Genomic DNA, 14,176 nt, shown 5'->3' with positions numbered 1-14,176 from the left:
ACCCCCTCTCAGAACAACTCTTCACCCTTTTTTCCTCTTTGAGTTGTTCTCATAACTCTCACGAAGACAACTCAAAGAGATTTTTCCGGGTTGAGTTGTTCTCATCCCCCCACGACAACCACTCATCGAGATTTTTCCCGGCATAATTGTTCTCATAATCTGCAATTAAAATACTAACCTCAAAAAAGCAGCTGCACCCAATCATGCAGCCGTTTCCCTCATTATCGATGGACCTTCCCATATTCATCTACATAAATAGATTCAATGATCGTCCTCTCAAATGGTTTTCCTTTTGCATTCATGCCGGTCACTTCCGTCGTCAGGTTGTAAACTCCTGCTTCGGTAAAATCTCCATCCGCAACGATTCCAGCTTTGGATCCTTTCCCTGCTTCCTTCAATTTTTTCTTGCCGTCTATATGGTATTGTATCCAGTTTGTTTTATAGTTCGCTTTTACGCTTTTATTTTTCGGGCCCTTCACTAATTCTGCTCCCAATGGGCTTTGGATTCTGACAGTATACAAATAGGATGCGGCTGGCCCTGATACAGTCCATTTCCCTGCAGCCGGCTGATCGATTTCAAACCGGTAAACCCAGGCACCTTTAAAAAACTCACTCGTTTCCTGCTCCACCGCCGCAACATTATACTCTTTTCCGTCCGGCCCTTTCAGATTGAGCGAAGGCAAACGCTGGTCACTTAGGAAGGCAAGTTTGAAACCTTCAGCTCCGTCCTCAATTACGAAGCTATCTTTGATCGCCTTATCTCCCTTTCCGCCTCTGACAATCTGGTTCGTATCAGGCTCGCTCGAGAAACTTTCCAAACTTGTATTGGCGGCAGTGAGGGCCGGCTGGGCAGCCATTGTGTAAGGTTTGAATTCTGAAAAAGTATAAGAACCTTCACGGATCATCGTATGGTTCCAGGCACCTTCACGGACAATCGTGCCGCCTGGTACACGGGAACTGGTGATGGTGACAACTCCATCATTGGAACCATAGCTGCTTAAATACAGTCCGCCCCAATACGTTGCACTGCCAAACGAGCCCCATTTCGTTCCACCCAATGTGTAGTACCGGTTCATCTTGGCATTGGCATGAGGATCCGTGATGCTGCGGAAATATTTCATATTCCCAGTCTGGAGGGAACGGGTTGCGTCATTATTGTTTCCGAGCAAGGCCGCGAGCCACCAGGCAGTACTGCTGTGGGCAAGGTCGGATAGCTGTGTGCCATGATGCGGCGAAGAAAGTGTAATGACATTCGAAACATAAGGGTAGGCACCGTAATGGACAAGTGCTGTTTGTGCATCAACGCCGCCCTTGCTGTAGCCAACCACAACAAGCTTCTTCTGGCCAAAATAATCATAGATCACCTTCAGCTTTTGTGCGAGCAGCGCGCCATTTTCCCACATATCCCGATCAGAATAAAGATCGATGAATGCGGTCTGATACCCATTTGCAAGTACTGTTTCATACATATCATTGCCTTCCCACCATACAGACGCCGAGTTATTATAACCGTGAACAAAGACAATCGGTGACTTTGCCGGGTCAACCCAACTCGGATCAGCCCCGACATACCACGTGCCCGGCACACCCGAGGAACCCCCGCCCAAATCACCAGCCCTGGCAGCAGCCGGCACCATCAACAATAAAACTAGAATGAAAGACATGATCCTCCTACTCCTTCGCAATCCCAGTCCCCTCCTTTTTCATCCGCCTGTCTCTTCTAGAAACAGCCATCATTTCAAGATATTTAACTCTTGAAAAAATAAGAAGGGAAAATAGGCTGATTTAGATTGGGAAATATCCTTGATTCTCAAGATGCTAACTTTCCCCGCTGCTACAGATTTTTATAGTTTCATGCATAGGTATCGTCCAAGCCTCATCCTGTAAAAATAGTTTTTCATTTTCTGGTTATAATACCTTTTATCTTTAGAAAATTTGGTGATTGAATGAGAAACCTTACAAAAATTTTAGTACCCAGACAGTTATTTTTGCTGCTGATTCTTTCGACTGGCCTGCTGAATCATGTCATCCTGATCCCAAATCTTCTTACAGCAGCGGGAAGGGACAGCTGGGTAAGCGTGATTCTTGCTTATCCCATATCCATCTTCTTTCTTTGGCTGATTTTTTATATTGTGAAAAACAGCCATGATGATGGTTTCTTCATCATGATCAGACAGCGCTTTGGCAAGACTCTATCAGTTATAATGTCCACCCCGCTCATCCTTTTTTTATTCAGCAGCGCCTATATAACATACAGGGATTTAATGCTTTGGCTGGAAGCTTATTTTCTTGCTGATACTTCAGTTTTAATGATCAATTGCATATTGACTATTGCCTGTTTTATCATCACGCTTGCCGGGATCAAACATATGTCCATTGCAAGCGGCTTGTTATTGCCGCTTGTGATGCTGTTTGGAATATTCATTTCAATTACCAACACAGATCTGAAAGATCCCAGTTTATTGCTTCCTGTTATGTCTCAAGGGTATGCACCAATCGTTAAAGGAATCATTTACGCCCTATCCGGCCTGCTTGAGATTTATGTTGTCATCCTGCTGCAGCCATTTTCACAGGAAAGAATAACATTTAAACAACTGTTTATTTTACAGACGATCCTTACAGGTTTGATATTAGGCCCACTCACTGCAGCAATCATGGAATTCGGTCCAGTTGAATCCGCTAAATTCCAGTATCCCGCCTATGAGCAATGGCGTATTTTAAGCATCGGAGAATATATCTCCCATTTGGATTTTTTTGCATTGTATCAATGGCTTAGTGGGGGGTTAATTAGGATTGGGTTGTTCATGTACCTGATTGGCACCTTGCTTACTCAGAAATTGCAGCACTACCGATTAAAGCCAAAGCTTGTGGCTATCCTCTTTATTATTTTATTTGGTGTTATGACGATGAAAATAGAAACTTATTTTTTCTACAAATATGTATTCCTGTACTTTTTACCAGCTAGCATGGTGTTTTTCCTTATTCATATCCTGCTATCAGCCTTATTTCTACTCGTATTAAAGAAAAGGGATGAACAACATGGCAAGAACAACAAAATTGAATCCACTACATAATGACACTTTAAAAGAGAAAGCTGAAAAGCTGAAAGACTGCTTTAAAAACAGCCATGACTTTTTATCAAAGGAGCACAAAACAGATCAGGAAAGGTTTGAAATGGTGTATTTTGAAAGCTTGATCAATAACCATTACCTGGATCAATTTATCCTGCCTAAACTAGGCATCCGTGATGATCTATTATCGGTTAAGGACAAGCTGAAATCCTACTTCCAGGCCAAAGATGTAACCACGATGGATTTAGATGCTCTAACTGCTTTACTTTTTGAAGGGAATATCTTCTTTCTGTTCGATCGATTCATTTTGAGTATTAATGCAGCAGATTTTCCGAAAAGACAGCCTGAAGAATCAGCACTTGAAACTTCGATTAGAGGTCCTAAGGATGGATTTGTTGAGGACATCAAAACCAATATTTCTTTAATCAGGAGAAGACTCAACACCCCTTCCTTATGTTTAGAGAAATATACCATTGGCGAAAGAAGCAGGACAAAAGTCGCCATGATGTATATGGATGATGTCATTGACCAGACAGTTCTTGAGGAAATCCGAAGAAGATTGAAGAATGTGAAGCTGGATATCTTAACGAGTATTTACCAGCTTGAATCCTCTGTTCGGGATAGGCCATACTCTTTTTTCCCTACGATGGATTATACAGGAAGACCTGACTTTATTGCCGAGGCCATTAACCAGGGACGGTTCGTCCTGATTGTCGATGGCAATCCGACTGTCTCTTTTGCCCCGATTAATTTGTTATTGCAGACCAAATCACCCGAGGACAGCCACATCAGCTATTCTTATGTATCACTGGAAAGAATGATCAGAATGATGGGGCTAATCATCTCTACCTTTTTGCCAGGGATGTGGATTGCTTTTTCCGCTTTTAACATTGAACAGATTCCTTATATGCTTGTAGCGACCATTTCTGTTTCACGCTTTGGGCTGCCCTTATCTGCCCCTATCGAAATGTTCATTATCCTGTTTTTGTTTGAGTTATTCAATGAAGCTGGCGTTCGTCTGCCCAGGGCCATCGGACAGACCGTAGCAGTGCTGGGTGGCCTGATCGTTGGGGACGCTGCCATACGCGCTGGTTTGACTTCGCCGACTATGTTAGTTGTTGCTGCGATTACGTATATATCGTCTTTTACCTTGGTGAATCAGTCATTAAGCACAGCTATTACCATATTAAGATTCGCAATTATTGTTTTAAGTACCTTTTTAGGACTCTTTGGTGTCATTATCGGCTTTATTTTAGCTGTGTTTTACTTTTCAACTTTATCATCCTTCGGGTCTCCTTACCTGGGGTCGCTTGCTCCTATCAGTCTTAGTGCCTTCATCAAGTCCTTCCTGAAGGCACCCATACAACATTACAAGACACGGTCAGCGACAACGAGTCCAGATGATCCAACAAGGGGTGGGAATTCTTCATGAAAGTAAAGATTTTCACTGTTGTACTTGCTGGCTGCCTGTTCCTTACAGGCTGTTCCAATATCAAGAATATCCAAGACCTTACCTATATCGTGGCAATTGGTATGGATTATGACCAGGAAACCAAACAATATACCGCCTACATTCAAGGCTTAAATTTCGCAAATGTAGCAAAACAAGAAGGTGGAAGACCAGCTGAGCCTCTCCCAATTTTCATTGCTTCGGCGATGGAGAAACGTTGAATTTGGCCGTCAGCAAGCTTTATAGTAAATCGGAGCCTCCCTTGTTCTTTGGTCATGTCATCACACTGGTACTAAGCAAAAGCATCGTGACTCACCGTTTCAATGATGTCATTAAGGAAGTTGGAAGAAATCGTTCACTTCGCACTACTCTCAGGGTGTTGACAACTGATGAAAACATTGAGGAAGTTTTTAATATTAAGGGACTGTTTAACTACCCTGCCGTGTACACCGTTATTTTTAAGAGAAGTGATTCCGAATTGTTTCAGGATGAACTGAAGCCTATCAATTTAATGAACTTCTTAAGAGAGTATAATGAACCAATGGGAACCGCCAAACTGCCTACTGTGAAAATCGACACTGATACCTGGCAGGCGGATAAGAATTATCCCGTTTTGTACTTTGACGGATTTGCCATCTTTCAGCAGCAAAAATTTATTAAATCCTTTTCTTTCGAAGACTCTCTTTACATAAACTGGCTGTCAGGAAAGAATGTCTCGTTAATCCAAAAAGTAGATGATGAAGGAGAACTGGCAGCAGTAGTGAAATTCGCCGCTCCGAAAATGAAGATAAGATATGCAGATGGCACCGATACTCCAAAGGTGACGATTGAGCTTTCTGTACGCGCGGATTTACTGGAAAAAATAAAGGATCTTCCTTTAGAGCGATTAACCAAATTAATTGAAGAAGATGTAAAAACAAAAATGAAAGCTATTTATACGACAGGTATTGAGAACAAGGCGGATGTCCTCAATGTCGGTAAACGCTGGTTCCGGGAACATCCCCAAAAATATCAGGAGTTAGTAACCCATGCCGACTTTTACTTAGACGAGAGCTCTTTAAAAGACGTAAAGGTTAACGTGCAAATTTTTCATTTCAATAGCTATAAATATAATCCGGACGGGAGCGGGACTTATAAATAATCCTCTAACATTGGCCATTTATGATGAATGGCCAATGTTAGAGGACAAATGGTTCAATTCCCTAATTAACAGCCTTACTCCCCAACAACCTTAGCGTCCTTCAGCATGTCGTCCGTTAAGACGATGCCTTCCTCCTCAGCCGCTTTCTTGTTGACAATCAGTTCAAGGTTTTCCGGGAAGCCGACAGGCATGTCGCTAGGCTTTTTGCCTTTCAGGATTTCCACGGCCATTTTTCCAGTTGTGTAGCCAAGATCATGATAATCGAAGCCGTACGATGCAAACGTTCCGCGTTTCACCGAATCGCCCTCCCCAACAAATGTTGGGATATCTTTGTCATTCGCTACGGCAATGACGGACTCAAGCGCGGCAACAACTGTGTTGTCTTTTGGAATGTACAATACATCCACACGGCCAACCATCGACTCAGCAGCCTGCTTCACTTCAGAGCTGGTGGAAATCGTCGTTTCCACAGCTTCAAGCCCTGCTGCTTCCAATGCTTCCTTCGCATGTTTAACATTCACAACAGAGTTTGGTTCACCATTGTTATAAATAATGCCCACTTTTTTGGCATCAGGAATAAATTTTTTAATCGCTTCAATCGTATTCTTTATCGCATCCGGGTGAGTATCGGATGTTCCTGTCGCATTGCCGCCCGGCTTATCAAGACTTTGGACAAGCTCAGCTCCGACAGGATCCGTAATCGCCGTGAACAAAATCGGAATATCCTTCGTCGCCTGGACAGCCGCCTGAGCACTTGGCGTCGCGATCGCTAAAATAAGGTCATTCTTGTCCGAAACAAGCTTCTGTGCAATAGACATATTGTTGTTCATGTCACCCTGCGCATTCTGGTAATCAAGCTTCAGGTTCTTGCCTTCTTCATAGCCCGCGTCCTTTAGTGCTTCAATGAACCCCTCTCTTGCAGCATCAAGGGACGGATGCTCGACAATCTGCGTGATTCCGATCTTAACCGTTTTCTCCTTGTTCTCCCCGCTTGCTTGATCGCTTCCACCGCCTCCGCATGCAGCAAGCAGCAGCATTGCCCCACTCATTAAAACAGCCAAACTCTTTTTCATCCTTCATCCCCCTAAGCTTGTCCGATATTTTCATTTTACTTTTTATAATATTCTGATAATAACATGCTGTATAAGAATGAGCAACAAAAGAATTAGCATCAGGTACTAAATTCTTTGTTATGAAAATTAAAAAGTCTCCCCTTTTTTGCAACACCCCTGCAAATATGAAGAAACAAATTCATCGTCAATGTACCCGTTGATCTCAATAGCCCCTTCCTGTCAAGATAGTCTATTATCCTTCCTATTCTATCCACATGACAAAAAGATGGGACTGGGTATAACAAATAAAGTCAAACAACCATCCAGTAATGAAGAATAAACAACTGCCTTTCATTTGGAAGTTTCACATTTTTGTCCTATTACATAAGATGGTGAGAAATCTTTTATAGGAGGTATCTCAGTGCCTACCATCAGTCTTTGCATGATTGTGAAAAACGAAGAGGAAGTTTTGGGCAACTGTCTTCAAAGTGTCCAGAACATCTGCGATGAAATCGTGATTGTAGATACAGGCTCAACGGACCGAACAAAAGAAATCGCCAAACAGTTTACAGATAAAGTCCTGGACTTTAAGTGGATTGATGATTTTTCCGCCGCCCGCAATTTTGCGTTCAGCAATGCCACCATGGATTATATTCTTTGGCTCGATGCGGATGATGTTTTCCTGCCAGCTGACCAGCAAAAGTTCAAAAAGCTTAAAGAATCCCTGGATGTAAATGTGGATGGTGTCTCGATGGTTTATGTGATTGCCAGAGATGAATATGGGAATCCTTCCTTCCATTACAGAAGAAATCGCCTGGTGAAACGGAGCAGGAATTTTAAATGGGTCGGTCCTGTTCACGAATATCTCGATGTCAGCGGCAAGATCATCTCCTCAGATATCTCTGTGGAGCATAAGAAGGATGAAAAAAACTCCACCGACACTTCATCTGACAGGAATTTAAGAATTTATGAGAACCGTATCAAAAAAGGCGAGGATTTTTCCCCGAGAGACTTATACTATTATGCCAATGAACTTCGTGACCATAAGGGATATGAAAAAGCGATCATTTACTATCACGAGTTCCTTGGCGGCAAAAAAGGATGGGTGGAGGACAACATAAGGGCTTGCCTTTATTTGGCTGATTGCCATGCAAAGCTCGGTGAAAAGGACGAAGAAATGGAAGCACTTTTAAAAAGCCTGACTTATGATGCACCAAGGCCCGAACCATGCTGCCGCCTGGGAGATCTCTTCAAAGCTAAAAAAGACTATCAGACAGCCGTATTCTGGTATATGACGGCGTCAAACATGAAAAAAGATACAGCCGGATTCCAGAACGAAGCCTATTCCACCTGGTATCCCCAGCTGCAGCTATGCGTATGCCATTGGGAATTAGGAAATATCGAAAAATCAATTGAGCACAATAATTTGGCCAAGAAATACCGGCCAAATGACAAGCAGGTTTTGTTCAATGAGAAGTTTTTTAATGACTACATGGAAACTAAAAAAGGAAAGAAGTAAGGGCTCTCCACCTTTACTTCTTTCCTTTTTTATTCTTACGGTTGACTCTTATAGTATTCTATCGTCTTCCTTAAGCCCTCTCTAAGTGTAAATACAGGTTTCCAGTGTAACTGTTTAAGTGCTAACTCATTATCGAGGCAGCTATTAAGGATGTCACCCGGCCTGTATTTTTTGTGAATAGGTGATAATTTTTTATTTAACAGATTGTTGATTTCATCAACTAGGGTATTTATGGTTATTTCTTCATTACAGCTAATGTTCAATACTCCTCGGTACTCCTTTCTTAATGCAGCCAGGTTTGCGGAAACGATGTCTTCCACGTAAATAAAATCCCTTGTTTGTTCCCCATTTCCATATATAACAGGCGGTTCGTTTTTAAGCATTTTTTTTATAAAAACAGAAACTACACCACCTTCTCCTTCCGCTTCCTGCCTGATTCCAAAGACATTGGCATACCGAAGAATGGTGTAGTCTAAATCGTATTGCTGGGAATATAGTGAGATGTACATTTCAGGAGTATATTTAGAAATACCATAGTTTGATAGCGGTTTAATAGGATGACGTTCGTTCACAGGCAAAAACGCAGGATTCCCATAGACTGCCGCAGACGAGGAATAAATCAGCTTCGAATTATATACTTTACATAGTTCCAATACCTTCAGGGTGCCTAATATATTAATCTCTGCGTCATGGGCAGACTTCTCAATAGACTTTTGTACGTTTATTTGGGCTGCGAGATGAATGACTGCATCCGGTCTAACTTTTTCAAAAAATAAGATGAAGTCGTCTTCCAAAATATTAATGGAGTGAAATTCTGCCTCTGGATGCAAAAAATCACGTTTGCCTGATGATAAATTATCAACGACATACGTTTTGTATCCGTTTTGAACCAGCCCATCCACGATATTTGAACCGATAAATCCAGCTCCCCCTGTCACTAATACCTTCATTCTATTTCTCCCTTTGTTTCGTGAATTTAGTGTCTTCCTTTTACCTTATGTTTCCTTCCCTTCCCTTGTTTGGGCAAATCGGTGAACCATTTATTTGGCACATAAATATAATGATGGAGAATGGAAAAAGTTCATAAGAGAGGAGACCCTTTCTTGAGTTACTCGATTTCAAAGGAGCAATGGGAAAATATATATAAACTTGGGTACCCTGGGCAATGGGATACAGCATCATTAGTATCGGAATCTATTTATAAAGGCGGAGAAGGTCTTATACAGGAAAAACTAAAGGCCAGTCAATATCTCCCGTTTAATATCGAAGACATTATTGAAGAGGGCATGAAAAGATATTCAGACAGCATCATTCAACTAAAAACACCTCATGAGGTGAAGCAGGAAATTTGGCAAGCGATGAAAGCAAAAAGAGGATTAAGTGTTATTCGTCTAGGAGACGGAGAAATATTAGCATTAGCACATGATCTGCTCGTTCCTGCAGACACAATCAACAAAAGCGTAAAATTGAAATATGCTCTCGGAGGCTTTAAAGTACCGGATCATGTAAAAAGAAATGAATTAACCCAAAATTTATTAGAAGCAGACTTCATCGGAATTCCGAAGGCCAGATATCCAACCTATCAGCGACTATTCAATTCTCTCGCTAAAACCCTTCAGCTGCCATTACACAAAATGAACCTTACGGATTCGCGCATAAACTACCTCATGAATGAGGAATCCACCATTTATCACGACTTGTTGTCGAAATATCGGATCTTGTTGATTGGAAATCGTGCTAAGGATGGCATGGAATACCTTAAAAAGCTTGGCTATAAATCAATCGTAGGCTCTGTTCCGGTACCTAACATCTATGAAGTGCCAAGGGTACTTGAGGAAGTAAATCAATTTGACTTCGATGCTGCCTTTGTGTCCGCAGGAATCCCTGCAAACCTCATCTGCGTTGCTCTTGCGAAACAAGGAAAAGTAGCGATTGATTTCGGCCATTTACTTGATTGGTATATAAATGGATCGAAAAGAATCAGACAAAATTAAAAAGTAGGGAATGACATGATTAGTGTAGTTCTTGCCGTTTACAATAATGAAAGTTTCGTAGGTGAAGCCATTGAAAGCATTCTAAATCAGACGTTTGCCGATTTTGAATTGATCATCATTAACGATGGATCAACTGACAGTACCGATGAGGTCATTCAATCCTTTGACGATAAACGGATTCATTATTATAAACAAGAAAACAAAGGAGTTGCCGCCGCCAAAAATGCAGGAATGAGGCTTGCAAAAGGAGACTATATCACCATTCATGATTCTGATGATGTATCCCTTCCTAACAGATTTGAAAGAATGATGAAGGGCCTGGAATCAAACGATATAGGATTTGTTCACTGCGACATGCTATTAATGACTGAGAAGGGCAAACCTTTTGGCTACTGGCAATCCAACAACATTTTCCCTGAATCTATGTATACGTTCTTCCTGAATATAGGCACTCCCTTTAATAACCCAACGATTATCTTTAAAAAAGAAGCCATAAATGGTCTTTTACATGATGAAACCGTGAAAGTTGGGTCGGATACTGATTTGGTTCTACAAATCGCCAGAGAGTGCAAATCTTATCATATTCCTGAACCTTTATACCTTTACAGAAGACATCAGACAAATGTAACAAACAATAAGGACTCCGAAGTATTAACCAGGCATGTGAGAAAACATTTAAAGGATGAGGATTTAAATTGGATCCCAGCTATAGATTGGAATTCACCTGACGGAAATGCGTTATTCATTGCTAAGCTAGTAGCTGGGGTTGCCCTGTCGAGAAGATGGATGTTAGATGACGCAATTCTTTTATTCAGAGATGCCATCCCTCTGATCAGGAATAAGCGTGACCGGGAATTCTTTGAAGGAATGAAAGCCATTGTGGAAAAAGACTATCAACGAGCCGTCAATATGTTTAGTAAAATAACAGAAAGAACTCACCACGTGGAAAACTACCTAGGTGAGGCCTATCTTCATCTAAAAAAATATGACGAAGCCTTTTTGCACTTTAAAAAGGCACTTACGTTCAAGCCGGATTATGAAGAACCGATTCACAATTTAAGAGCTTTAGGACTCATAAAAGGACTGCATGCCATTGATATTCGGGCAAATCGATATAAATGACCCTCTAAAAATAATTTAGAGGGTCTCCTTTTTATGGCTGGATATTATAAAAAAACTCAGGACAAGATGCCGCATCACCTAATAATCGAATGACATCAATCGAATAAGAGTCTGGTTTTTCTTGATCACCTGCTAAGATATTCAGCTTATAAAAATCGGTATTATACGGGAATTCTTTCATAAGCTCCTTCAGCTTCTTCTTTGCTTCCTGCTTCCGTTGAAGCCGGATCAGAGTTACCACAATCCATTTCCCCCACACAACCTTATTCATAGTATGATCTTGCTTGTATAAGGTGGTGAATTCTTCAAGTGCCAGCTCGAATTGTTTTATTAAGAATGCCTGATACCCTTTTTCATTATAAATTTGCAGCTTATTCCTTGGGTAAACAGGACAATAACAATCCACACTATTTCCTTCGCCGCTGTATTTCCTGACAGCAATGATTTCCCACTTTGCTAATTGGGGAACCTCTTCAACCTTGTAAAGCACAGGAACTTTTACAATATCAGCATTTGTGGCCTGAAGGAATTTTCGAAGTTTAAGATAATCTGCCTGATTGACACAATCTTCTTCACTGATAACGATATCCCAATCTTCCAATCTTGCCTTAGTAGATATCTGGTAAGCAGCAATGTCTTTGTAATAATCCAGGATATTTTGAATGATTGCTTTCCAGTTATATTGATTTGCAGTAGCCAAACCGTTCGATATTAATGTCTTTTTTGTTTTTGGATGTAGTAATACTTCTTTAATTTTTTCGGCCATATCTACAGGATCTTTCATTTTACAAATGAGTGCATTCTGCTCATGTACAGCATACTCCAAGGACCCAGGATTATTAGTTGTTACAACCGCGCATCCGCAGGCCATCGCTTCAAGTGGCGGCAAAGGAAAATTCTCGTATGAAGATCCGCAAACATACAATTCCGCCCCCCTATATAAGCTGCCAATCTTTTGCTGAGGCGGGTTAACAAATACCTTTGTCGCAAGCTTCTTCATTTTTTCAGAGGGTTGTTCAGGTGTAATCCAATACAAATCTAAATCAAAATCTAATCCCTCTTTTACTTTTTCATACGCTTCAATGATTGTAGGGATGCCTTTGAATGACGCACTTTCCCCACCAACCATTAATAAGTATGGCCTTTCCCCGGATTCTTTTTCTCCATTAACACAAAACACACGTTCATTAACAGCATTAGGATAAACAGATGCCTCTCTCCCATATATCTTCGTAATCATCTCCGCTGCCTGATGGGATACGGTGAAAATAAAAGGAGGAATTTCATATTGCTTTTGAATAAAATCCTTTAATTTCCTATTCATAGATTCATAGTCAAACAAATGAAAATCACCCTGTTCAAAATAAACAACAGGTGCAATACCAGTTTCAATACATGCTTGAATATGATCCCAGTAAGTAGCGACAATAATATCGCAGTCTGGAATTCCCTTGGCCAGTTCTAGATCAAATGGGACTTGAATATAGTCTGCTTCGATCGGGAACCAGTTCGGCTTCTGAAAATGTGAAAGAAGTGTTACTTTAGAGCCAGCTTCCTGCAACTTGTTTGCATGCTCCAATATCACCTTTACACCGCCACATATGCCTACATGGGTCATGGCATAGACAATATGGAGCTGTTTTTTCTTGTTTTTCGTTGAATGAGTTAAGCATTGCTTTTCAGCATAAGGAAGACGTGCTAACCGTTTGTTGAATTCATTTGTTCTGAGTTCTTTGAACAATAGCAAACACCTCAAATCACCATAAAATATTCCTTTTAAGGTAAGTAATTTTGAATTTAAAGAAAGCAGTTTAATGTAATTTATGTTTAACTAATAAAAAGTTTCTTTTATTCCTTCTTTATTTAAGGATTAGGATTCATATTTTTTTACACTGATTATTCCAATTAATAGCTGATCCCAAAATCATTAAACGGGTAAAACTGCCCCAATTTTCCGACATACAAACCTAATAACCTTTTTAATTTTTTCTTTCAAATTTATACAAAATAAAAAAAGGAAAGATTAATCTCTCCTCTTTTACTTTTTGGCTATGTTAATTGTTGTTTTGAAACTATGTTAATAAGAGCGAAGGTGCGAGACTCCAGCAGGTGCACAAACCTGGCAAGACCCCACAAACTCGCATAGCGCTGAGGAGTCTCCCCCGGCCGCCCATGGAAAGCGAAGCGCCGGGAGCGAACTCAACAGGCAGGTTTAACTAGCAAACTTTTAATAAACTCTTCTTTTCACGGGCTACTATTTAGAATAAAACACTTTAACTAATATACCCGATATGACATGTTGCTATTGCTATATCATCACCTAAATTAACTGCACCAACAAATACTCCCTCAACCGTACCAGTAAATGAAGTTCCACCGGCATTAATATTAATTCCTTCATCCGCTGGGATAGAACTTAGTGCTGTTCTAATTGCAGCTTCACATTCCTCTTCACAACTTAATGGAGGCTCCGGATCTGGTAAATCTAAGAATTCTAATCCATGACTTGTAAACGTACCCTGTTGAAGTGTAATGGCAACAATTTCGCAAATATTTACTATAGCTACAAGTTGCCCTCCTGGACCTTCAAGTCTTACTGCACCATTACCAATGATTTCAACTGGGAATCCTGCTCCAGTACTAGCGTCATTTTCAGTCCTAATATTTACAGAAATATCATTATTAGGGTTAGCATCATTATTTATTTCTACAATCTGCTCTAAAAGATTTCTTATTTGTTCAGTACAAATACATCCAATATCTGGACAATCACATTCACCTGTTGGTCCTTGTGGTCCGGTTGGCCCAGTTGGTCCCGTCGGTCCTG

Annotated in this window: 11 protein-coding genes and 1 pseudogene; 7 read left to right on the top strand and 5 right to left on the bottom strand. The window is 40.8% G+C overall.

Annotated elements, in window-relative coordinates:
- Window positions 1-221: 221 nt before the first annotated feature.
- Window positions 222-1,664, bottom strand: coding sequence for an esterase/lipase family protein (locus V7201_RS20135; protein ID WP_335378557.1), 1,443 nt, complete (start codon window positions 1,662-1,664; stop codon window positions 222-224).
- Between the two features lie 282 nt (window positions 1,665-1,946).
- Between V7201_RS20135 and V7201_RS20130 the strand changes: the two genes are divergently transcribed.
- From V7201_RS20130 to V7201_RS20115, 4 genes are read left to right on the top strand one after another with little or no spacing between them, the layout of a single operon-like run.
- Window positions 1,947-3,074, top strand: coding sequence for an endospore germination permease (locus V7201_RS20130; RefSeq protein WP_335378556.1), 1,128 nt, complete (start codon window positions 1,947-1,949; stop codon window positions 3,072-3,074).
- Complete coding sequence (locus V7201_RS20125; protein WP_335378555.1) at window positions 3,040-4,503, top strand: spore germination protein; 1,464 nt, start codon at window positions 3,040-3,042, stop codon at window positions 4,501-4,503. The genes V7201_RS20130 and V7201_RS20125 overlap by 35 nt, the downstream gene beginning before the upstream one ends.
- Window positions 4,500-4,742, top strand: a complete 243-nt coding sequence (locus V7201_RS20120) for a hypothetical protein (RefSeq protein ID WP_335378554.1) — start codon at window positions 4,500-4,502, stop codon at window positions 4,740-4,742. The genes V7201_RS20125 and V7201_RS20120 overlap by 4 nt, the downstream gene beginning before the upstream one ends.
- Entirely contained in the window at window positions 4,739-5,662 is a 924-nt protein-coding gene (locus tag V7201_RS20115; protein WP_335378553.1) for a Ger(x)C family spore germination C-terminal domain-containing protein, read from the top strand. The genes V7201_RS20120 and V7201_RS20115 overlap by 4 nt, the downstream gene beginning before the upstream one ends.
- Window positions 5,663-5,736: 74 nt before the next feature.
- Here V7201_RS20115 and V7201_RS20110 read toward each other — a convergent pair whose 3' ends face one another.
- On the bottom strand, window positions 5,737-6,735 hold the full coding sequence (locus V7201_RS20110; protein ID WP_335378552.1) for an ABC transporter substrate-binding protein: 999 nt from the start codon (window positions 6,733-6,735) through the stop codon (window positions 5,737-5,739).
- Window positions 6,736-7,156: 421 nt separating this feature from the next.
- Between V7201_RS20110 and V7201_RS20105 the strand changes: the two genes are divergently transcribed.
- The gene (locus V7201_RS20105) at window positions 7,157-8,233 is read left to right on the top strand and encodes a glycosyltransferase (RefSeq protein ID WP_438825086.1); all 1,077 of its coding nucleotides are present in this window, start codon (window positions 7,157-7,159) and stop codon (window positions 8,231-8,233) included.
- A 35-nt stretch (window positions 8,234-8,268) separates the two neighbouring features.
- On the opposite strand, the gene V7201_RS20100 is transcribed toward V7201_RS20105, so the two are convergent.
- Window positions 8,269-9,183 (bottom strand): NAD-dependent epimerase/dehydratase family protein, encoded by a 915-nt coding sequence (locus tag V7201_RS20100; RefSeq protein ID WP_335378550.1) that lies wholly within the window; start codon window positions 9,181-9,183, stop codon window positions 8,269-8,271.
- Window positions 9,184-9,336: 153 nt separating this feature from the next.
- On the opposite strand from V7201_RS20100, the gene V7201_RS20095 reads away from it, so the two are divergent.
- Together V7201_RS20095 and V7201_RS20090 are read left to right on the top strand one after the other, a co-directional pair.
- Window positions 9,337-10,227 (top strand): GT-D fold domain-containing protein, encoded by an 891-nt coding sequence (locus V7201_RS20095; RefSeq protein ID WP_335378549.1) that lies wholly within the window; start codon window positions 9,337-9,339, stop codon window positions 10,225-10,227.
- 15 nt (window positions 10,228-10,242) lie between these two features.
- On the top strand, window positions 10,243-11,349 hold the full coding sequence (locus tag V7201_RS20090) for a glycosyltransferase (protein ID WP_335378548.1): 1,107 nt from the start codon (window positions 10,243-10,245) through the stop codon (window positions 11,347-11,349).
- Window positions 11,350-11,380: 31 nt separating this feature from the next.
- On the opposite strand, the gene V7201_RS20085 is transcribed toward V7201_RS20090, so the two are convergent.
- Both V7201_RS20085 and V7201_RS20080 read right to left on the bottom strand, forming a co-directional pair.
- Entirely contained in the window at window positions 11,381-13,090 is a 1,710-nt protein-coding gene (locus tag V7201_RS20085) for a glycosyltransferase family 4 protein (protein WP_335378547.1), read from the bottom strand.
- Between the two features lie 532 nt (window positions 13,091-13,622).
- Window positions 13,623-14,176, bottom strand: a pseudogene (locus V7201_RS20080) (hypothetical protein); the annotation flags it as partial.

Origin of the sequence: Bacillus sp. JJ1122, from assembly GCF_036964885.1 — a bacterium.
GTDB lineage: Bacteria > Bacillota > Bacilli > Bacillales > Cytobacillaceae > Mesobacillus.
The sequence above is the reverse complement of the archived record's forward strand: the minus strand, read 5'-3'. Positions and strand labels throughout refer to the sequence as shown.

Excerpts from the sequence above, each read along its gene's own strand:
- V7201_RS20135 (WP_335378557.1), bottom strand. The coding sequence starts at position 1,664 with ATGTCTTTCATTCTAGTTTTATTGTTGATGGTGCCGGCTGCTGCCAGG.
- V7201_RS20130 (WP_335378556.1), top strand. The coding sequence starts at position 1,947 with ATGAGAAACCTTACAAAAATTTTAGTACCCAGACAGTTATTTTTGCTG.
- V7201_RS20125 (WP_335378555.1), top strand. The coding sequence starts at position 3,040 with ATGGCAAGAACAACAAAATTGAATCCACTACATAATGACACTTTAAAA.
- V7201_RS20120 (WP_335378554.1), top strand. The coding sequence starts at position 4,500 with ATGAAAGTAAAGATTTTCACTGTTGTACTTGCTGGCTGCCTGTTCCTT.
- V7201_RS20110 (WP_335378552.1), bottom strand. The coding sequence starts at position 6,735 with ATGAAAAAGAGTTTGGCTGTTTTAATGAGTGGGGCAATGCTGCTGCTT.
- V7201_RS20105 (WP_438825086.1), top strand. The coding sequence starts at position 7,157 with ATGATTGTGAAAAACGAAGAGGAAGTTTTGGGCAACTGTCTTCAAAGT.
- V7201_RS20100 (WP_335378550.1), bottom strand. The coding sequence starts at position 9,183 with ATGAAGGTATTAGTGACAGGGGGAGCTGGATTTATCGGTTCAAATATC.
- V7201_RS20090 (WP_335378548.1), top strand. The coding sequence starts at position 10,243 with ATGATTAGTGTAGTTCTTGCCGTTTACAATAATGAAAGTTTCGTAGGT.